The organism is Streptomyces sp. NPDC059852 (genome assembly GCF_042731455.1).
GTDB lineage: Bacteria > Actinomycetota > Actinomycetes > Streptomycetales > Streptomycetaceae > Streptomyces.
Window position 1 is genome coordinate 210,582 of the sequence record NZ_JBHWJK010000010.1, and the last position, 18,279, is coordinate 228,860.

At 70.8% G+C, this 18,279-nt stretch carries 19 protein-coding genes; 11 read left to right on the plus strand and 8 right to left on the minus strand.

Annotated elements, in window-relative coordinates:
• The first annotated feature begins 4 nt into the window (after nt 1-4).
• The 7 genes from nadC to ACFV46_RS16095 all read left to right on the plus strand — a co-directional run bounded on the left by nadC (nt 5) and on the right by ACFV46_RS16095 (nt 4,655).
• Complete coding sequence (gene nadC, locus ACFV46_RS16065; RefSeq protein WP_385498626.1) at nt 5-976, plus strand: carboxylating nicotinate-nucleotide diphosphorylase; 972 nt, start codon at nt 5-7, stop codon at nt 974-976.
• An 8-nt stretch (nt 977-984) separates the two neighbouring features.
• On the plus strand, nt 985-1,782 hold the full coding sequence (locus tag ACFV46_RS16070) for a type III pantothenate kinase (protein ID WP_055624689.1): 798 nt from the start codon (nt 985-987) through the stop codon (nt 1,780-1,782).
• Between the two features lie 165 nt (nt 1,783-1,947).
• Nucleotides 1,948-2,622 (plus strand): hypothetical protein, encoded by a 675-nt coding sequence (locus tag ACFV46_RS16075; protein ID WP_361931635.1) that lies wholly within the window; start codon nt 1,948-1,950, stop codon nt 2,620-2,622.
• 47 nt (nt 2,623-2,669) lie between these two features.
• Nucleotides 2,670-2,849 carry a hypothetical protein gene (locus tag ACFV46_RS16080; RefSeq protein ID WP_361931393.1) on the plus strand — a complete coding sequence of 60 codons (180 nt, stop codon included), beginning with the start codon at nt 2,670-2,672 and terminating at the stop codon, nt 2,847-2,849.
• 181 nt (nt 2,850-3,030) lie between these two features.
• Complete coding sequence (locus tag ACFV46_RS16085; RefSeq protein ID WP_376729272.1) at nt 3,031-3,510, plus strand: BlaI/MecI/CopY family transcriptional regulator; 480 nt, start codon at nt 3,031-3,033, stop codon at nt 3,508-3,510.
• A 9-nt stretch (nt 3,511-3,519) separates the two neighbouring features.
• A complete protein-coding gene (locus tag ACFV46_RS16090; protein ID WP_385498605.1) occupies nt 3,520-4,083 on the plus strand; it encodes an amino-acid N-acetyltransferase in 564 nt (187 codons plus the stop codon).
• A gap of 233 nt (nt 4,084-4,316) precedes the next feature.
• Nucleotides 4,317-4,655, plus strand: a complete 339-nt coding sequence (locus tag ACFV46_RS16095; protein WP_361931387.1) for an Lsr2 family protein — start codon at nt 4,317-4,319, stop codon at nt 4,653-4,655.
• A gap of 1 nt (nt 4,656) precedes the next feature.
• Here ACFV46_RS16095 and ACFV46_RS16100 read toward each other — a convergent pair whose 3' ends face one another.
• Complete coding sequence (locus ACFV46_RS16100) at nt 4,657-5,253, minus strand: SCO3374 family protein (protein WP_385498606.1); 597 nt, start codon at nt 5,251-5,253, stop codon at nt 4,657-4,659.
• 429 nt (nt 5,254-5,682) lie between these two features.
• On the opposite strand from ACFV46_RS16100, the gene ACFV46_RS16105 reads away from it, so the two are divergent.
• Nucleotides 5,683-8,208, plus strand: a complete 2,526-nt coding sequence (locus ACFV46_RS16105; RefSeq protein WP_062673522.1) for an ATP-dependent Clp protease ATP-binding subunit — start codon at nt 5,683-5,685, stop codon at nt 8,206-8,208.
• Nucleotides 8,209-8,276: 68 nt separating this feature from the next.
• Here the strand turns inward: ACFV46_RS16105 and ACFV46_RS16110 are convergent, their stop codons facing one another.
• Nucleotides 8,277-8,912, minus strand: a complete 636-nt coding sequence (locus ACFV46_RS16110) for an HAD family acid phosphatase (protein WP_361931382.1) — start codon at nt 8,910-8,912, stop codon at nt 8,277-8,279.
• Between the two features lie 505 nt (nt 8,913-9,417).
• On the opposite strand from ACFV46_RS16110, the gene ACFV46_RS16115 reads away from it, so the two are divergent.
• A complete protein-coding gene (locus tag ACFV46_RS16115) occupies nt 9,418-10,038 on the plus strand; it encodes a M23 family metallopeptidase (RefSeq protein WP_361931380.1) in 621 nt (206 codons plus the stop codon).
• A 1-nt stretch (nt 10,039) separates the two neighbouring features.
• Here the strand turns inward: ACFV46_RS16115 and ACFV46_RS16120 are convergent, their stop codons facing one another.
• Complete coding sequence (locus ACFV46_RS16120; RefSeq protein ID WP_361931377.1) at nt 10,040-10,639, minus strand: helix-turn-helix domain-containing protein; 600 nt, start codon at nt 10,637-10,639, stop codon at nt 10,040-10,042.
• Nucleotides 10,640-10,761: 122 nt separating this feature from the next.
• Between ACFV46_RS16120 and ACFV46_RS16125 the strand changes: the two genes are divergently transcribed.
• Nucleotides 10,762-12,321 (plus strand): MDR family MFS transporter, encoded by a 1,560-nt coding sequence (locus ACFV46_RS16125; RefSeq protein WP_385498607.1) that lies wholly within the window; start codon nt 10,762-10,764, stop codon nt 12,319-12,321.
• Nucleotides 12,322-12,386: 65 nt separating this feature from the next.
• Here the strand turns inward: ACFV46_RS16125 and cseC are convergent, their stop codons facing one another.
• The 5 genes from cseC to ACFV46_RS16150 form a co-directional block, all read right to left on the minus strand.
• Nucleotides 12,387-13,856 carry a two-component system sensor histidine kinase CseC gene (cseC, locus tag ACFV46_RS16130; protein ID WP_385498608.1) on the minus strand — a complete coding sequence of 490 codons (1,470 nt, stop codon included), beginning with the start codon at nt 13,854-13,856 and terminating at the stop codon, nt 12,387-12,389.
• A 10-nt stretch (nt 13,857-13,866) separates the two neighbouring features.
• Complete coding sequence (gene cseB / locus ACFV46_RS16135; RefSeq protein WP_361931372.1) at nt 13,867-14,571, minus strand: two-component system response regulator CseB; 705 nt, start codon at nt 14,569-14,571, stop codon at nt 13,867-13,869.
• A gap of 103 nt (nt 14,572-14,674) precedes the next feature.
• Nucleotides 14,675-15,400 carry a hypothetical protein gene (locus tag ACFV46_RS16140; RefSeq protein WP_385498609.1) on the minus strand — a complete coding sequence of 242 codons (726 nt, stop codon included), beginning with the start codon at nt 15,398-15,400 and terminating at the stop codon, nt 14,675-14,677.
• Entirely contained in the window at nt 15,388-15,927 is a 540-nt protein-coding gene (locus ACFV46_RS16145; protein WP_055624676.1) for a SigE family RNA polymerase sigma factor, read from the minus strand. Before ACFV46_RS16145 ends, ACFV46_RS16140 begins: the two co-directional genes overlap by 13 nt.
• A gap of 316 nt (nt 15,928-16,243) precedes the next feature.
• Nucleotides 16,244-17,179: an A/G-specific adenine glycosylase gene (locus ACFV46_RS16150; protein WP_385498610.1), complete on the minus strand. Its 936-nt coding sequence runs from the start codon at nt 17,177-17,179 to the stop codon at nt 16,244-16,246.
• Nucleotides 17,180-17,433: 254 nt separating this feature from the next.
• Here ACFV46_RS16150 and ACFV46_RS16155 point away from each other — a divergent pair, with 254 nt between their 5' ends.
• The gene (locus ACFV46_RS16155; protein ID WP_361931365.1) at nt 17,434-18,258 is read left to right on the plus strand and encodes a hypothetical protein; all 825 of its coding nucleotides are present in this window, start codon (nt 17,434-17,436) and stop codon (nt 18,256-18,258) included.
• Nucleotides 18,259-18,279: the final 21 nt, after the last annotated feature.

Genomic DNA, 18,279 nt, shown 5'->3' on the forward strand with positions numbered 1-18,279 from the left:
AGCAGTGACCACCCCCGACCTTCCCCTCGCCTCGAACGGCGGCTGCGGCGACGACTGCGCCTGCGGCGCCGGCGAGGAGTACCTGGAGTGCGGGCTCGACCCCGCGCTCGCCCAGCTCCTCGCCGACGCGGGTCTCGACCCCGTCGAGGTCGAGGACATCGCCAACGTGGCCCTCCAGGAGGACCTCGCCGGCGGCGTGGACGTGACGACGGTCGCGACCATCCCCGAGGAGGCCGTCGCCACCGCCGACTTCGTCGCCCGCGAGGACGGCGTCGTGGCCGGCCTCAGGGTCGCCGAGGCGGTCCTCTCGATCGTCTGCGAGGACGAGTTCGAGGTCGAGCGGCACGTCGAGGACGGCGACCGGATCGCGGCGGGGCAGAAGCTCCTGTCGGTGACCACCCGCACCCGCGACCTGCTGACCGCCGAGCGCAGCGCGCTGAACATCCTGTGCCGCCTGTCGGGCATCGCGACGGCCACGCGCGCGTGGGCGGACGCCCTGGACGGCACCAGGGCCCAGGTCCGCGACACCCGCAAGACGACGCCGGGCCTGCGCGCGCTGGAGAAGTACGCCGTGCGCTGCGGCGGTGGCGTCAACCACCGCATGTCCCTGTCGGACGCGGCCCTGGTCAAGGACAACCACGTCGTCGCGGCGGGCGGGGTGGCGCAGGCCTTCGAGGCGGTCCGCGAGGCCTTCCCGGAGGTGCCGATCGAGGTCGAGGTCGACACGCTGCACCAGCTCCGCGAGGTGGTGGACGCCGGCGCCGACCTGATCCTGCTGGACAACTTCACGCCGGGCGAGTGCGAGGAGGCCGTGGCGATCGTCGACGGCCGCGCCGCCCTGGAGGCGTCCGGCCGGCTGACCCTGGACAACGCCAAGACGTACGCGGACACCGGCGTGGACTACCTCGCGGTCGGCGCCCTCACCCACTCCTCGCCGATCCTGGACATCGGCCTGGACCTGCGAGCGGCGGAGTAGGTACCGGCATGCTGCTCACGATCGACGTAGGCAACACCCACACCGTCCTCGGCCTCTTCGACGGCGAGGACATCGTCGAGCACTGGCGCATCTCCACGGACGCGCGCCGCACCGCCGACGAGCTCGCGGTCCTCCTTCAGGGCCTGATGGGCATGCACCCGCTCCTCGGCGACGAACTGGGCGACGGGATCGACGGCATCGCGATCTGCGCGACCGTCCCGTCGGTCCTGCACGAGCTGCGCGAGGTGACCCGCCGCTACTACGGCGACGTCCCCGCCGTCCTCGTCGAGCCGGGCGTGAAGACCGGCGTGCCGATCCAGTTCGACAACCCCAAGGAGGTCGGCGCCGACCGCATCATCAACGCGGTCGCGGCGAACGAGCTGTACGGCGGCCCGGCGATCGTCGTCGACTTCGGCACGGCGACCACGTTCGACGCGGTCTCCGCGCGCGGGGAGTACGTCGGCGGCGTGATCGCGCCCGGCATCGAGATCTCGGTGGAGGCCCTCGGCGTCAAGGCCGCGCAGCTGCGGAAGATCGAGGTGGCCCGGCCCCGGACCGTGATCGGCAAGAACACGGTCGCGGCGATGCAGTCGGGCATCGTCTACGGCTTCGCGGGCCAGGTCGACGGGGTCGTCACCCGGATGGCGCGCGAGCTCGCGGACGACCCCGACGACGTGACGGTGATCGCCACGGGCGGGCTGGCGCCGACCGTGCTCGGGGAGAGCACCGTCATCGACGAGCACGAGCCGTGGCTGACCCTGATCGGGCTCCGTCTGGTCTACGAACGCAACGTCGCCCGGAGCTGACCCGCCACCAGGGCCGGTCACGGCGTATCGGCCCTGGTGAGCCCGGTCCTTCCGGCGCACCCCCAGCCGGGTGTCTCCCCGGCGACACCCGTTCCCCTATGCCGGGATTGTCCGATTAGCGCGTATCGTCGCGGCATGCCCACGCCCTACGGATCCCTCGGCGGCATGGCCTTCGGCGCGGAGGAGCTGCGTGTGCTCCGCCGCGCCCTCGCCCTCGCCCTCCACGCCGGCCCCGCCTCGGCCGAAGACGTCCAGGACTGTCTCCACCTCGCCGAGTCGCTCGACGAGGCGATCCGCGAGGGCGCCCGGCAACGCGCCTTCCTGCTGGACGACCTCGCCCGCTACCGCGCCGCCCTCCCCGGCAGTGCCACGGGCTACCTCGCCCTCCTCGCGGAGGCCCTGGACGCCGGGCACCGGCCCACCTCCGACGACCTCGCCGCCCTCGGGGCCCTGCGCGGCGACAGCGTCGCGGCCGCCCTGCTGGAGCGCTGCGGGCCTCGGGCCGCGACGGACGTGGTGACCCTCCTGGCGCGTCCCGCCGACGCCCCGGCCCTCCCGGCCAGGCCGCTCGTCCCGGCGTCCCGTGCGCGCCTCCAGGCCCTTCCCGGGGGCCTTCGGGGCGCGACCGTCACCCTGCCCGCCCAGGCCGCCGGGGACGAGCCCGCGCAGCCGGCCCGCAAGCGGCCCGCCGAGAAGCCGGCCGCCCCGGCTCCCTCGCCCGGCCGGGAGCCCGCCGCCCCCAAGCCCGGCCGCCCCGTCCCGACCCCCGGCGAGGTCTTCCCGCGCCGCAAGCCCGCCCCGCCCACCACCGCCCCGCCCCAGCAGCTGGCGGCCGGCTGACCGCCCCTGCGCGAAGATCGCCCCGCCCCGTGGCTACCCTGGGACCCATGGACTACGTCTCCGCACTGCTCCCCCCGGTCGTGATGGCCGTGTTCTTCATCGGGCTGATCCGGGTGATCGTGAAGACGCAGGGCGGGGCGAACAAGGCCAAGGAGGACGCGGCCGTGGACGCCGCCCTCGCGCGCGTGGAGAACGCCCGCGGCACCTCCGCGCAGCCCGACGCCTGACCCGCCAGACCCCTCCGGCGTACGACTCCGGCCGGCGCGCGCTGCGCGTGCGCTTTCCGGGTCGTGCGCCCTTTTTGTTCATGTTTGCTGGTGAAGGTGCACGTCGGGGCGCCAACGATCACTTCTCCCACTATTGTTCTGAGTTGTGCCTCGCCCCTTGGGAGAACTCGAAGACGCGGTCATGACGCGGGTGTGGAAGTGGAACCGCCCGGTGACCGTTCGAGAAGTCCTGGAAGATCTCCGGGAGGAACGGTCCATCGCGTACACGACCGTGATGACCGTTATGGACAATCTCCATCAGAAGGGCTGGGTCCGGCGTGAAGCGGAAGGCCGGGCCTATCGATATGAGGCGGTCTCCACTCGCGCCGCCTACGCGGCGGCCCTGATGAACGACGCCTGGTCGCAGAGCGACAACCCCGCCGCCGCTCTCGTCGCCTTCTTCGGCATGATGAGCGACGAACAGCGCACCGCCCTGCGGGACGCCGTACGCATCGTCCAGGGTCCGGAAACGGCCGAGCCGCCGCAACCGTCCGATACACGCGGAGTTACCGGAGGCGATAGCGGCGGCGCCTATACCTCCGGCACCGATACCGCCCCCGATACGGCCGGCGATACCGCGGGGGAGAACCCCGGCTCGGCAGAGGGGCCCGGCGGGCGATAGCGTCCGCTCATGTCAGCAGAGAGCCACTCCGGGGGAAGCGTCTCGGCGGGGAGCACGGAAGTCACCGCAAAAGCCATCACCGTCCGGCGGGCGCGAACCGGCGATGTCCCGGCGGTACGCCGGCTCCTTGACGCGTACGTCCAGCGCCGCATCCTGCTCGACAAAGCCACGGTCACGCTTTACGAGGACATCCAGGAGTTCTGGGTCGCGGAACGTGACGACAACGGCGAGGTCGTCGGCTGCGGTGCCCTGCACGTCATGTGGGAAGACCTGGCGGAAGTCCGCACGCTGGCCGTGAAGCCCGGCCTGCGCGGCGCCGGCGTCGGGCACCAGGTGCTCGAGAAGTTGCTGCACACCGCGCGCTGGCTCGGCGTTCGCCGGGTTTTCTGTCTGACCTTCGAAGTGGACTTCTTCGGCAAGCACGGCTTCGTCGAGATCGGCGAGACCCCGGTCGACACGGATGTCTACGCCGAGCTGCTGCGTTCCTATGACGAAGGCGTCGCGGAGTTCCTGGGTCTCGAACGAGTGAAACCGAACACCTTGGGCAACAGCCGGATGCTTCTGCATCTGTGATCGCCGCATCGGCAAGCCGTATTCCGTCCGACCGGGCATGCCCAGGTGCCCTATGTCCGAAACGCGCATGTTTCCGGGCCGTGGGCGGGAGCCAGGTCTCTCCCGGGGGTTTGTGTTTTTCCGGCAAAAGCGGTTTGCTTTCCGACGTACTGCAGTACTGCATATAACAGGGGACGGCGAAACGGCGGACGCCGCGACCCCCGGCCCTCACGTTATCGATGAAAGGAAATCCGGTGGCACAGAAGGTTCAGGTCCTTCTTGTCGATGACCTCGACGGCGGCGAGGCGGACGAGACCGTGACGTTCGCGCTGGACGGCAAGACGTACGAGATCGATCTCACGACTGCCAATGCGGACAAGCTCCGTGGCCTTCTCGAGCCTTACGTGAAGGGCGGCCGTCGTACCGGAGGCCGTGCTTCGGGTGGGCGTGGAAAGACGCGCGCCGCGTCCGGCGGCGGCAGCCAGGACACCGCGCAGATCCGTGCGTGGGCCAAGGAGAACGGTTACGAGGTCAACGACCGCGGCCGTGTGCCCGCGAGCATCCGTGAGGCCTACGAGAAGGCCAACGGCTGAGCTACGGACCGACGGCGGGCCGGGGGCACCCGTCCCGCAGCCGCAGGCGGTGGCAGTGCGTCGCCACCGTGTCCAGCACCCGCACCAGATCGGGGGCGCCCCCACGGCCCCCAAGCGCCGACAGCGTCGGCAGCGAGGCCTCGACCTCGCCCCCAGGCTCGGGGGGCCGCAGCCACACGGCGGCCCCCTGCACGGCGAGCCCCTGCCCGGGCGGCAGGGGCGCCTCCATGTGGGCGCCCGCGCCGAGCACGGCCAGATCGAGCGGCAGCGCGCCCCACTCCAGCCAGTCCAGGACTCCCGGCACCTCGGGGGCGCTCCCCGCGGCCACCAGCAGCCGCATCCGGCCGCCCAGGGACGCCACCGGCGACCCGGGGGCGAGATGGCGCAGCGCGGCCCGGCCCGCCTCGGCCGGGACGTCCAGCACGTCGAACCGCACCCCCAGGCGCAGCCGCGGCGCGGGGCCGGGCGGGGTGAGCAGCGCCGCCCAGCCGAGGACGCCGCCGTACCAGCCGCGGAGCCGCGTGTGCGGATCGAGCGGCCGGCGGGGCGGGGGGATCGCGGCGGGTTCCGCGGCGACCGCGGGGCGAGGGCCGACCATGTCCGGTGAACCGCGTGAACGCCCGGGTGGTTACGTGACGTGCCGCTTCGGTCGCTCACCGTGTCGCTCGGGGGAGCGCCCGGGGGCGTGAGGTGGCGCAAGGTTGTTCGCCCGTAGCGGAGGGAACCAGGGGCCACGGCATGGAGTGTCAGTCCCAGCGGGTAAGACATCCCTAGTGGGAGGGGGCGACACGCAGGACAGTGGGTCTCACGTTCGCCATCGGCGTAGTGATGGTGAGGGTAACCACCTGGCCTGCGGGAACATCGTCTCGCACCATCGGGTTGGAGCAGATGTCGGCGTCACGGGTCAGGAGGCCATCGACGGTGTCGGCAGTTGGAATGAGCGGTCCCCGCTTGCGGGACTAAGCTGCGGAAGGACAGGGAGGGGAAGTTCCCCCCACTGCCTGACCGCTCTGAGGAGCGATTAACGATGTTCGAGAGGTTCACCGACCGCGCGCGGCGGGTTGTCGTCCTGGCTCAGGAAGAAGCCCGGATGCTCAACCACAACTACATCGGCACCGAGCACATCCTCCTGGGCCTGATCCACGAGGGTGAGGGTGTCGCCGCCAAGGCCCTTGAGAGCCTCGGGATTTCGCTCGAGGCGGTCCGCCAGCAGGTGGAGGAGATCATCGGTCAGGGCCAGCAGGCCCCGTCCGGGCACATCCCCTTCACCCCCCGTGCCAAGAAGGTCCTGGAGCTGTCGCTCCGCGAGGCCCTTCAGCTGGGCCACAACTACATCGGCACGGAGCACATCCTGCTCGGCCTGATCCGTGAGGGCGAGGGCGTCGCCGCCCAGGTCCTGGTCAAGCTGGGCGCTGATCTGAACCGCGTGCGGCAGCAGGTGATCCAGCTGCTCTCCGGTTACCAGGGCAAGGAGACCGCCACCGCCGGCGGGCCTGCCGAGGGCACCCCCTCGACGTCCCTGGTCCTCGACCAGTTCGGCCGGAACCTCACCCAGGCCGCTCGTGAGTCCAAGCTCGACCCGGTCATCGGGCGCGAGAAGGAGATCGAGCGGGTCATGCAGGTGCTGTCCCGCCGTACCAAGAACAACCCGGTCCTGATCGGTGAGCCCGGCGTCGGCAAGACCGCCGTCGTCGAGGGCCTCGCCCAGGCCATCGTCAAGGGCGAGGTGCCCGAGACCCTCAAGGACAAGCACCTCTACACCCTGGACCTCGGCGCGCTGGTCGCCGGCTCCCGCTACCGCGGTGACTTCGAGGAGCGCCTGAAGAAGGTACTCAAGGAGATCCGCACCCGCGGCGACATCATCCTGTTCATCGACGAGCTCCACACGCTGGTCGGTGCGGGTGCCGCCGAGGGCGCCATCGACGCGGCCTCCATCCTGAAGCCGATGCTGGCCCGCGGCGAGCTGCAGACCATCGGTGCGACCACCCTGGACGAGTACCGCAAGCACCTGGAGAAGGACGCGGCCCTCGAGCGCCGCTTCCAGCCCATCCAGGTCGCCGAGCCGTCCCTGCCGCACACGATCGAGATCCTCAAGGGTCTGCGCGACCGGTACGAGGCGCACCACCGGGTCTCCATCACCGACGAGGCGCTGGTCCAGGCCGCCACCCTGGCCGACCGGTACATCTCGGACCGCTTCCTGCCGGACAAGGCGATCGACCTGATCGACGAGGCCGGCTCCCGGATGCGCATCCGCCGGATGACCGCGCCGCCGGACCTGCGCGAGTTCGACGAGAAGATCGCCGGTGTCCGCCGGGACAAGGAGTCCGCGATCGACTCGCAGGACTTCGAGAAGGCCGCCTCCCTGCGCGACAAGGAGAAGCAGCTCCTCGCCGCCAAGGCCAAGCGGGAGAAGGAGTGGAAGGCCGGCGACATGGACGTCGTCGCCGAGGTCGACGGCGAGCTGATCGCCGAGGTCCTCGCGACCGCCACCGGCATCCCGGTCTTCAAGCTGACCGAGGAGGAGTCCAGCCGTCTGCTCCGCATGGAGGACGAGCTGCACAAGCGGGTCATCGGCCAGAACGACGCCGTCAAGGCGCTGTCGAAGGCGATCCGCCGTACGCGTGCCGGTCTGAAGGACCCGAAGCGCCCCGGTGGCTCGTTCATCTTCGCCGGCCCGTCCGGTGTCGGTAAGACCGAGCTGTCCAAGGCGCTCGCCGAGTTCCTCTTCGGCGACGAGGACGCGCTGATCTCCCTCGACATGTCGGAGTTCAGCGAGAAGCACACGGTCTCGCGGCTCTTCGGTTCCCCGCCCGGATACGTGGGCTACGAAGAGGGCGGCCAGCTGACCGAGAAGGTCCGCCGCAAGCCGTTCTCCGTGGTCCTGTTCGACGAGGTCGAGAAGGCCCACCCGGACATCTTCAACTCGCTGCTGCAGATCCTGGAGGACGGTCGCCTGACCGACTCCCAGGGCCGGGTCGTGGACTTCAAGAACACGGTCATCATCATGACGACCAACCTCGGCACCCGGGACATCTCCAAGGGCTTCAACCTGGGCTTCGCGGCCTCGGGCGACACGAAGACCAACTACGAGCGCATGAAGAACAAGGTGTCGGACGAGCTCAAGCAGCACTTCCGTCCCGAGTTCCTCAACCGCGTCGACGACGTGGTCGTCTTCCCGCAGCTCACGCAGGAGGACATCCTGCGGATCGTCGACCTGATGATCGGCAAGGTGGACGAGCGCCTGAAGGACCGGGACATGGGCATCGAGCTCTCCCAGTCCGCCAAGGAGCTGCTGTCCAAGAAGGGCTACGACCCCGTGCTGGGCGCCCGGCCGCTGCGCCGGACCATCCAGCGCGAGATCGAGGACTCCCTGTCGGAGAAGATCCTCTTCGGCGAGCTGCGCCCCGGCCACATCGTGGTCGTGGACACCGAGGGCGAGGGTGAGAGCAAGACCTTCACCTTCCGCGGCGAGGAGAAGTCGGCCCTGCCGGACGTCCCGCCGATCGAGCAGGCCGCCGGTGGGACGGGCCCGAACCTGAGCAAGGAGGCGTAAGCCTCACGACCCACCCGAAGGGGCCGGTGCGAGAAGCACCGGCCCCTTCGGCGTGCCCGGACGTCCCGCTACGACAGCTGTCCGTCGTAGTCGGGGAGCTTGTACGTCTTCTCGGCGTGGCCGCCCGAGAGGTCGGTGGCGCTGTTGCCGATGTTCGCGATGATCGTGTAGCCGCGCTTCTCGATGTCGACGCGCTGGGCCGTCTTGTAGTCGGCGACGTTCTTGAACAGGTCGAGGAATCCGCGCACATACAGGCCGGAGACCTCGTAGCCGACGTGCTCGAGGTTGAAGTCGGTGACCCCGGCGATGATGCCCGGGCGGGCCGTCACGAAGAACAGTGCGACGCCGTGGTCCTGGGCGTACTGCGCGACCCGCAGGGCCGGTCTGTTGGCCGGCTGCGGGAAGCTGAAGCCGAAGTCCGTCTCCAGGGTGGTGTTGTCGATGTCGAAGACGATCGCCTGCTTCTCGCCGGGCCGGGCGCCGGCGATCCGCTGCTTCAGATACGGCAGGGCCTGGTCCATCACCGCCTGGCAGTCCCGCTGCCAGGTCGCGTAGTCGACGTCCGCCGCGGCCGTCACGGCGGTACTGGCGGCCGGGGACGTCGTCGCGGGGGCCGCCGCTTCGGCGGGGACCGCGAGGGCCACGAGAGCGGCGGCGGAGGTGGCTCCGACCGCGATACGGCGCGCCCAGGGGCGAAGCGTCATCTGGGGGGTCCTCTCACGTCATGTGCGCTGGATGGTCGCGTGCATGGTCGTGGAACGTAGTGACCCGCGGGAATCCCGCGGGTTACCGGACGGTAGCCGACCGCGAGGCGTGGCTCACATAGGCGGGCGCGAATTTGTTACCGAAAGGCCTGTGCATTCGCGTAGCGCGGGTCACATTCCGGGGTTCCTGAGAGGGCGGTGGCGGTGACATGGGGCACGCGAGGTACGTCACGTACTAACCGAAATAGTGGATATGCCCTTTCCGGCAAAACGGACATTATGCCCCCTGTGGGGCTCGTGTAGCCCTCTGTCAAGGGGTCTGACCTGGTTCGTCCGTATTGGGCGCTCTGCCAAGATTCATTGGTTTTTACAGGCATGTACTAGGGAGGGCCGTAGATAAGGCGTTTTGGGGTGAGGCGGGAGAGGGGTTACCAAGGGATGGCGCCATCCGGTGCGGCTCATGTGCCGAATGGCCTTCCCCGTCGTCTTCCCCGTGAGGTTTCGAATGTCCCCGCGCTTTTCTCTCCGTTCGCCCCGTACGTCCGCGTTCCGCACCCGTGCCGCTGTGCTGGCCGCCGGCCTGGGGGCCTCGGTCGTGCTGGGCGCCGGAGGCGCGGTCGCTGCCGAGATGAACTCGGGCACCGGTGCCGCCGCCGCCGTCACGGCGCAGAGCGCCGCCGCGAAGAAGGCCGCCGCCAAGAAGGCCGTGTCCTGGGTGGTGCCGGTGAAGAAGTACACGAAGTCCGCCTCGTTCATGCAGAACGGCGCCCGCTGGGCCCACAAGCACAGCGGTCAGGACTTCGCGGTGCCCAGCGGCACCCAGGTCGTGGCCGCGCACGGCGGCACCGTCGTGAAGGCCGGCGGCAACGGCGCCGGTGACGGTCCGGCGTACGGCAACGCCATCGTGATCAAGCACGGCAACGGCACGTACTCCCAGTACGCCCACCTGTCGCGCATCGAGGTGAAGATCGGCCAGGTCGTCAAGACCGGCCAGGAGATAGCCAAGTCCGGCAACACCGGCAACTCCAGCGGTCCCCACCTGCACTTCGAGATCCGCAAGACCCCGAACTACGGTTCCGCGATCAACCCGGTGGCCTTCCTGCAGGCCAAGGGTCTGAAGATCTGACCTATCGCGACGTCCGGGCGCCCTGATGCGCCTGGGTGACCAGATCGATGGCGACCTCGAGGACGGCTTCCCGCTTGTCCTCGGGGTCGCCTTCGAGGTCTCTGAGCACGAACATGCCGGCGTGCAGCGTGAACAGCGCGCTGACGCAGCGCACCTGGTCGACCAGCTCGGAGTCCGGGTCGATGATGATGTCCCGCATGCCGAGCATGCGGGACTTGAACATCTCGCCGATGCTCAGCTCGCGGACCGTCGCCTGGTTCTCCTGCATGAAGCGGAAGAGCGGGGCCGCGTCGGTCAGGGTCTGGCTGTAGCGGCGGACTATCTCCTGCTTCGTGGCCAGGGTGTGCGGCTGTCGCCGCCCCCACTCGATGAGCTCCTCGATCGGCTTCGTCAGATCCTCGAAGAGGCTGACGATGATCTCTTCCTTGGTCTTGAAGTGGTAGTAGAGCGCGGCCTTGGTGACGTCCAGACGCTCGGCGATCTCCCGCAGCGAGGTCTTCTCGTATCCCTGCTCGGCGAAGAGCTCCAGGGCCACGTCCTGGATGCGCTGGCGGGTGTTCCCGCGGCGCCGCTGTTTGGTGCCGTCCATGGTGCCACCCATCCTCGTACTCCTCGGTCCTCAGGGAAAACTTACTTGACGCCCGGCTAGTTCATTCCCTACCTTGCTCCCTGAGTGTAGACAACTAGCCGGGCGGCAAGTAAGTACCTGGGGGAGTGGGGATCATGGCCGAGACACTGACGGTGGACACCGGACCGGCGGGTCAGGAGGACCAGGCCGGCACACAGCCGAGGAGCGTACGCGTCGTCCTCCTCGCGCTGATGATCACGATGATGCTGGCGATGCTCGACAACATGATCATCGGCACGGCGATGCCGACGATCGTGGGCGAGCTCGGCGGTCTGGAGCACCTGTCGTGGGTCGTGACGGCGTACACGCTGGCGACCGCGGCCTCCACGCCGCTGTGGGGCAAGCTCGGCGACATGTACGGACGCAAGGGCGTCTTCATGTCGTCGATCGTGCTGTTCCTCGTCGGCTCCGCCCTCAGCGGCATGGCCCAGGACATGGGCCAGCTCATCGGGTTCCGGGCCGTGCAGGGCCTCGGCGCCGGCGGTCTGATGGTCGGCGTCATGGCGATCATCGGCGACCTCATCCCGCCCCGGGAGCGCGGCAAGTACCAGGGCATGATGGCCGGCGTCATGGCGCTCGCGATGATCGGCGGCCCGCTCGTCGGCGGCACCATCACCGACCACTGGGGCTGGCGCTGGGCCTTCTACATCAACCTGCCCCTCGGCGTCGTGGCGCTCGCCGCGATCAGCGCCGTGCTCCACCTGCCGAAGAAGCGGGCGCAGGCGCGCATCGACTATCTGGGCGCCGGGCTGCTGACCGTGGGCATCACCGCGATCGTGCTGGTCACCACGTGGGGCGGCACCGAGTACGCCTGGACCTCCGCGATGATCATGGAGCTCATCGCGATCGGCGTCGTCGCGCTCGTCGGGTTCGTGTTCTGGCAGACGAAGGCCGCCGAGCCGGTCGTACCGCTGCACATCTTCCGCAGCCGGAACTTCACCCTGATGTCCCTGATCGGCTTCATCACCGGCTTCGTGATGTTCGGCGCGACGCTGTTCCTGCCGCTGTACCAGCAGTCCGTGCAGGGCGCCTCGGCCACCAACTCCGGTCTGCTGCTGCTCCCGATGCTCGGGGCGATGCTCGTCACCTCGATGGTCGCCGGCCGCGTGACCACGAGCACCGGGCGCTACAAGCTCTTCCCGGTCGTCGGCAGCGTGCTGATGGTCGTCGGCCTCTACCTGCTGTCGACCATGGACACCGGGACCAGCCGGTTCACCTCCGGCGTGTTCATGGCGGTCGTCGGCCTCGGCATGGGCTGTCTGATGCAGATCACCATGCTCGTCGCGCAGAACAGCGTCGAGATGAAGGACATGGGCGTCGCCTCCTCCTCCACCACGCTCTTCCGCACGCTCGGCTCCTCCTTCGGCGTCGCGATCATGGGCGCGCTGTTCAACAACCGGGTGCAGGACGTCATGTCCGAGCGGGCCGGTGCCCTGGGCGCGAAGATCACCGAGCAGTCGGCGCAGCTGGACGCGGCCAGCCTCGCGAAGCTGCCGGCGGCGGCCCGTGAGGCGTACCAGCACGCGGTGTCGTCCGGGACGCACTCCGCGTTCCTGCTGGGCGCCGTGGTCGCCGTGCTGTCCCTGGTGACGGCCGTGTTCGTGAAGGAGGTCCCGCTCAAGGGGACCGGGCCCGAGGCGGCCGTCAAGGAGTAAGCGGCGCGCCGAAGGACCACGCGAAGGCCCCCGCACGGTGATCCGTACGAGGGCCTTCGCACAGGTCAGGGGAGCAGGGGATAGCTGCCCGTGCTCGTCGGCGCGTGCTCCGGCAGCCACAGCACCGCGACCGCGCCCTCGGCCGGGACATGGTCGGGGGAGCCCGCCGGGCGGATGTTGCGGAACGTCAGCCGGGCGCCCAGCACCCTGGCCTGGCCCGCCGCGATCGTCAGCCCCAGGCCGTGGCCGTGCCCGGCGCGGTCGCTGCTGCCCGTGCGGAAGCGGCTGGGCCCGTCGGCGAGCAGGTCCTCGGGGAAGCCGGGGCCGTGGTCGCGCACCCGGACGACCCGCCCCTCCACCGTGACCTCGACGGGCGGCCTGCCGTGCCGCGCGGCGTTCGCCAGCAGGTTGAACAGCACACGCTCGAGCCGCCGCGGGTCCGTCGTGACCTCCGACTCGTGCACGACCCGCACCTCGATCGCGGGGTCCTTCACCGCGACCCGCCGCACGACGAACTCGCCCAGCAGGATGTCCTGCAGCTCGGCCCGCTCCGAGGCGCTGTCCAGCCGCGCCACCTCCAGCACGTCCTCGACCAGTGTGCGCATCGCCTTCGCCCGATCCAGGACCAGCTCCGTGGGCCGCCCGGGCGGCAGCAGCTCGGCCGCCGTCAGCAGCCCGGTGACCGGTGTGCGCAGCTCGTGCGCGATGTCGGCGGTGACCCGGCGCTCCGCCTCCAGCCGCTGCTGGAGCGCGTCCGCCATGGCGTCCACCGCGCTCGCGAGATCGTCCGTCTCGTCCCGTACGACACCCCCGATGGCGTCCCGCACCCGGACGTCCGGCTCCCCGCTCGCCACCCGGTTGGCCGCGGCCGCCGCCTTGCGCAGCCGGCGCGACAGCTGCCCGCCGATGAGCACCCCGAGCGCGCTGCCGCCGAGCACCACCGCGATACAGCCGATGATCATGGCCTGGTCGAGCCGGCTGAGGATCTGCTCGCTGCGGTCGGTCCAGCCGGTCCGCAGCGACAGCACATGCCCGTTGCTCAGCGGGACGGCCGCCCAGATGTCGGGCGCGCCGCCGGCGGTCTCCGTCACGTAGGTCGCCCGCCGGCCCTCCTCGACCTTGTCGCGCAGCGCGGCGGGCAGCTCCGGATCGTCGATCGTGGCGTTGGGGAAGTTCAGCCGCTTCGACTGCTCGAAGCTGCGCTGGGCGATCTGCACCCGCTCGTCCGCGACGTCCCGCGCGCTGTCCAGCATCGAGACCCGGGCCTGGTTGTGCACGACCAGGCTCAGGACGACCGCGACGAGCGCGCCGACCAGCGCGATCGCCGCGCTCAGCTTCCAGCGCAGGCCCGTGCGGATCGCCACCCGGTCCCGCAGCCCGGTGCGGCGCCCCCGCGTCCGTCCCCTCATGAGCGCGCCCCCAGGCCGGTCCAGGTCCATGACACCGCCGGCGCCCGGGCCCCCGCCCGCGGCCGGCCCGGCGAGCCCGGCGCTCCCCGCGCCCGACGCGGCCGTACGTCCGAACATCCCCCGCATGCCGCCCCGCTCAGGCCTTCAACTTGTAGCCGAAGCCACGGACCGTCTCGACCCGGTCCTGGCCGATCTTCTGGCGCAGCCGCTGCACATGGACGTCCACGACCCGGGTGTCCCCGCCCCAGCCGTAGTCCCACACGCGCTCCAGCAGCTTGTCGCGGGACAGCACGGTCCCGGGCGCGGAGGAGAACTCCAGCAGCAGCCGCATCTCGGTCGGCGTGAGCGCCACCGGCTGCCCGGCCCGGCGCACCTCCATGCCCTCCGTGTCGACCTCCAGGTCCCCGAAGGTCAGCAGCCCGCCGGCGGCCCCGTCGCCGTCGTCCTCCGCACGGTCGCCGCCGTTCGCGTGCCCGAAGCGGCGCAGCACCGCCCGGATGCGCGCGACCAGTACGGCACCGTCGAACGGCTTGGTCACGTAGTCGTCGGCGCCCGCCTCCAGGCCCAGCACCACGTCGATGGAGTCCGCGCGGGCCGACAGCATGATCACCGGCACGGTCGACTCGTCGCGGATGCGGCGGCACAGGCTCACGCCGTCCAGGCCCGGGACCATGACGTCCAGGAGCGCGATGTCGGGCCGGTCGGCCCGGAACGCCTCCAGCCCCGACAGCCCGTCGGGCATGGCCGTGACCGCGAAGCCGTCCCGCTCCAGGGCGAGCTGGGTGGCCTCACGGATGACGTCGTCGTCCTCGACGAACAGGACGTGGGTCTGCTCTGCCATCCAGGTGCTCTCAGTCCTCGTGTGCGGTCAGGGGTGCGGCGGACGTGCTCACTTGACAGACGCGTGGGCCCGGCGAAGCGTTCACCGCCGTGGGCGGCGCCACTCAGCCGGCCGGCGCGGGCGTGTCCTGGCCGTCGTCCAGGGTGCCGTAGTCGGTGTGCGTGCTGTACTCGCGCACGAACCGGCCGGACCTCCACCGGTACGACACGACGTTCTCGCTCGACGGGTTCGACAGCGCGTCGTCCTTGGCGTACACCTGCTCGGTCACCACCAGGTAGCCCCGGTCGATCTCGGCGTAGACGGGAGGCTCCTCGGCCCTGAAGACGTTCCGGTACGCGCCGTCGCGCTCCCGGTACACGTACGAGGCGACCCCGACCGCGTCCCCGCAGGACAGGACGTTGACCACGATGTCGTCGGCCGGCCCTGCGGTGAGGTCACCGTACGACACGTCCACGGGGTACTCGTCGGACACGCACGGCTTCAGCGCCCGCTTGACCTGCCGGGAGACCTCGGGGTCCGCCAGCACCAGCCGCACGGCCGCGCGCCGGTCCGGAACCGGGGTGGGGGAGGCCGAGGCGAGCTCCGGGGAGGTGTAGGCCGAACTGCCCACGCTCTCCGCGCGCGCCGGGCCCTCGTCCCGGGCGCCGGTGCCGCCGGTGGCACAGGCGGAGGCGAAAAGGGCGAGGGCGACGACCACGGCCACCGCCGTGAACGCCGCCTGAAGATTCCCCCGGACCGCGGATTCGTCGTCCTCGGCGTCCGGTTCGGTGCCGGGACCGCCGTCGTCCGAGCGCCCGGTGCCGCCCGTCGTCGTGCCTAGGCCGCGCAACGCTCCCGCTCCTCACGCTCCAGCGCGCGTGCGTCCAGATCGCGGTTCTCCAGCTCCTCGCGGAGCCGGGCGAGCGCCCGGTGCAGCGTGCTCTTGACCGTTCCCGCCGACATGCCGAGGGCGGCGGCCGTCTCCTCCGTGGACATCTGCTCCCAGTGTCGCAGGACGACGACACTGCGTTGCTTGGGAGCGAGAACCTTCATGATGTCCATCAGCAGGGCGCGGTCCGCGTGCTGCTCGGTGGCGTCGTCGACCGAGGCGTCGGGCAGCTGCTCGGTGGGCACCTCCTCCAGCTTGCGCGCACGCCACCACTCGGTGCGGGTGTTGATCATCACGCGGCGCAGGTAGGCGTCGGCGAGGCGCTTGTCCGCGATGCCGTCCCAGCGGTGGTACGTGCGCACCAGCGCGGTCTGCAGCAGGTCCTGGGCGTCGACCGGGTCCGGGACCAGCCGGCGGGCGCTGCGCAGCAGCGCGTCCTGCCGGGTGCGGACGTACTCCTCGAACTCGAGCACCTCTCCCTGCGCCATGCTGACCGCCTCCTGATTCCCCGTCACCGGCGGCCCGTTCGCCGTCGGTCTTCCTGCCTGTGCTTCGTGGTCGTCCCCGTCTGCCGGGTACGGGAAAGAAGCTACGGAGGCGTTGTCACGGGGCTGTCCGAGGCAGCCTGCGGGGAACGCTCGGCTGTCCGTCGGTTGTGTAACGGAAGCAGGAAACGGGCGAAACGACCAGGGTTGTTGGAGCTACTGTGTGCCGATATGTCCGGGTCTGGACTGAGGAACGGCTGTGAAGTACGGGGCGCGGGAGCCCGGTTCCTGTGACAGGGACCGGTCCTCCCGGGGGCTGTCAGCTCGCCGGCAGCCGGTACATCCCGTCCGGCAACGGCTCGACCAGACCGTCCGCGACGAGGCCGTCCAGGGCGCGGGCCCGCTGTACCGGCTCGTGCCACACCCGGTCGAGCGCGGCCTGCGGCACGGGCGCGTGCGCGTCGCGCAGCACGGCGAGCAGCTTGCCGCGCACCTGACGGTCGGTCCCGGCGTACGTCTGCCCCCGGCGCGGCGGGCCCTCGTGCTCCGGCTTGCCCGCCAGCTGCCACGCGCACTGCGCGGCGATCGGGCAACGGTGGCAGGCCTCGTTCTTCGCCGTGCACACGAGCGCGCCCAGCTCCATCGACGCGGCCGCCCATCGCGAGGCGGTGCGCTCGTCCTCCGGGAGCAGCGCGCGCGCGAGTTTGCGCTCGGCGGCCGTCGTGGCGTTCGGCGGGTACTGCACACCGGTCACCGCCCGGGCGAGCACCCGGCGGACGTTGGTGTCCAGGACGGCGTGCCGCTGGCCGTACGCGAAGGAGGCGACCGCGGCCGCCGTGTACTCGCCGATGCCGGGCAGCGCCAGGAGCTGGGCGTGGTCGGTCGGTACGTCGCCGCCGTGCCGTTCCGCTATGGCGACGGCGGCGCCGTGCAGCCGCAGCGCGCGGCGCGGGTAGCCGAGCCGGCCCCAGGCGCGGACCGCCTCGCCGGGGGTGTCCTTGGCGAGGTCGGCGGGGCGGGGCCAGCGGGCCAGCCACTGCTCGTAGACGGGCAGGACGCGGCTGACCGGGGTCTGCTGGAGCATGAACTCACTGACCATCACGCCCCAGGGGCCGGCGTCGGGGCGCCGCCAGGGGAGGTCGCGTGCGTTCTCCTCGAACCAGTCGATGACGGCGCCGTGCATCGGCTGACCGTGGGGGCCGTCGGAACGGGGCGCGGCGGAGTGGCTGTGCGGGGGTTTCGTGGGCGCAGTCATGGCCTTCCGATCCTGCCATGCCGGGGGCGGCGGGAAGGGGAGGCGGCGGTGTCGGTGCGTTTCCCGCCGGGGGCGGGCGGTGGGCCGCCTCAGCCCGCCGCCCGTGATCGCCGCCGTGAAGTGCCGTCCGGGTCCGAGCAGTTCGGCGGCGGAAGGGCGTTCCGGAACGTCTCCGGGATGATGATCCGGAAAAGTTGTCGTCTCGGCGGCGGGTGACACCAGGTCGGGCACCGATCTCTCGTACAGTTTGCGCCGTGGGATCTCTGCGCAATCCGGTCGGGCCGCTTCCCTCCTCCATCTACTGGCGACGGAGGGCCGTCATGCTGTCCGTGGTCGCCCTGTTGGCCCTCGTGGTCACCTGGGTGGTCACCTCGGGCGGTGGCGGCGGCAACAACGACGCCGGCGGGTCCGACGGCAAGAACCCCTCGCCCTCGACGATCACTCCGGGGCCGTCGGGTTCGGGCCCGGCCATCAGCCAGGCGCCGGGTGGACGCGACGAGTCGCCGGGCGGCTCGGACTCCGGCGGATCGGGTGCGGACGACGGCTCCGGATCGGGCTCCGGCGGCGGTGAGGCCGGGAGTTCCGGCGGCGAGGCCGGCTCCGGCGGCGGCTCCGCGGGCGGCGGTCCGGGCACCGCGGTCGGCGCGGGCGACACGGTCGCCGAAGGGTCCTCGCTGCCCAACTGCATCGCCGGACAGGTGAAGTTGACGCTGCGCAGCCTGCGCAACTCCTACGCGCCCGGCCGGCAGCCGACCTTGCGGCTGACGGCGGCGAACTCCTCCGGCTACGACTGCAAGATCGACCTCGGCCCGAAGAACGCCGTGACGACCATCACGCAGGCCGGCGCCGACGACGACATCTGGTCCTCCGCCGACTGCCCCGAGGGCGCCGGCAATCTGCAGTTCCGGGTGCCGGCCAAGGCGAGCATCACGTACACCGTGAAGTGGGACCGCAAGCCGAGCGCGCCGCAGTGCGCGACCCCGAAGGCCGGTGCGGCCAAGGCCGGGACCTACCTGGTGGAGACGAAGACGCCGGGCTTCGGCACGGTCCAGACGTCGTTCGTGCTCGACAAGGACTAGCAGTCGGTCCCTGATGCCCGG

Coding starts and splice junctions, on each gene's coding strand:
- ACFV46_RS16105 (WP_062673522.1), top strand. CDS start 5,683: ATGTTCGAGAGGTTCACCGACCGCGCGCGGCGGGTTGTCGTCCTGGCT.
- ACFV46_RS16085 (WP_376729272.1), top strand. CDS start 3,031: ATGACGCGGGTGTGGAAGTGGAACCGCCCGGTGACCGTTCGAGAAGTC.
- ACFV46_RS16145 (WP_055624676.1), bottom strand. CDS start 15,927: ATGGCGCAGGGAGAGGTGCTCGAGTTCGAGGAGTACGTCCGCACCCGG.
- ACFV46_RS16075 (WP_361931635.1), top strand. CDS start 1,948: ATGGCCTTCGGCGCGGAGGAGCTGCGTGTGCTCCGCCGCGCCCTCGCC.
- ACFV46_RS16125 (WP_385498607.1), top strand. CDS start 10,762: ATGGCCGAGACACTGACGGTGGACACCGGACCGGCGGGTCAGGAGGAC.
- cseB (WP_361931372.1), bottom strand. CDS start 14,571: ATGGCAGAGCAGACCCACGTCCTGTTCGTCGAGGACGACGACGTCATC.
- ACFV46_RS16070 (WP_055624689.1), top strand. CDS start 985: ATGCTGCTCACGATCGACGTAGGCAACACCCACACCGTCCTCGGCCTC.
- ACFV46_RS16115 (WP_361931380.1), top strand. CDS start 9,418: ATGTCCCCGCGCTTTTCTCTCCGTTCGCCCCGTACGTCCGCGTTCCGC.
- ACFV46_RS16100 (WP_385498606.1), bottom strand. CDS start 5,253: ATGGTCGGCCCTCGCCCCGCGGTCGCCGCGGAACCCGCCGCGATCCCC.
- ACFV46_RS16120 (WP_361931377.1), bottom strand. CDS start 10,639: ATGGGTGGCACCATGGACGGCACCAAACAGCGGCGCCGCGGGAACACC.
- ACFV46_RS16090 (WP_385498605.1), top strand. CDS start 3,520: ATGTCAGCAGAGAGCCACTCCGGGGGAAGCGTCTCGGCGGGGAGCACG.
- cseC (WP_385498608.1), bottom strand. CDS start 13,856: ATGCGGGGGATGTTCGGACGTACGGCCGCGTCGGGCGCGGGGAGCGCC.
- ACFV46_RS16110 (WP_361931382.1), bottom strand. CDS start 8,912: ATGACGCTTCGCCCCTGGGCGCGCCGTATCGCGGTCGGAGCCACCTCC.
- ACFV46_RS16080 (WP_361931393.1), top strand. CDS start 2,670: ATGGACTACGTCTCCGCACTGCTCCCCCCGGTCGTGATGGCCGTGTTC.
- ACFV46_RS16150 (WP_385498610.1), bottom strand. CDS start 17,179: ATGACTGCGCCCACGAAACCCCCGCACAGCCACTCCGCCGCGCCCCGT.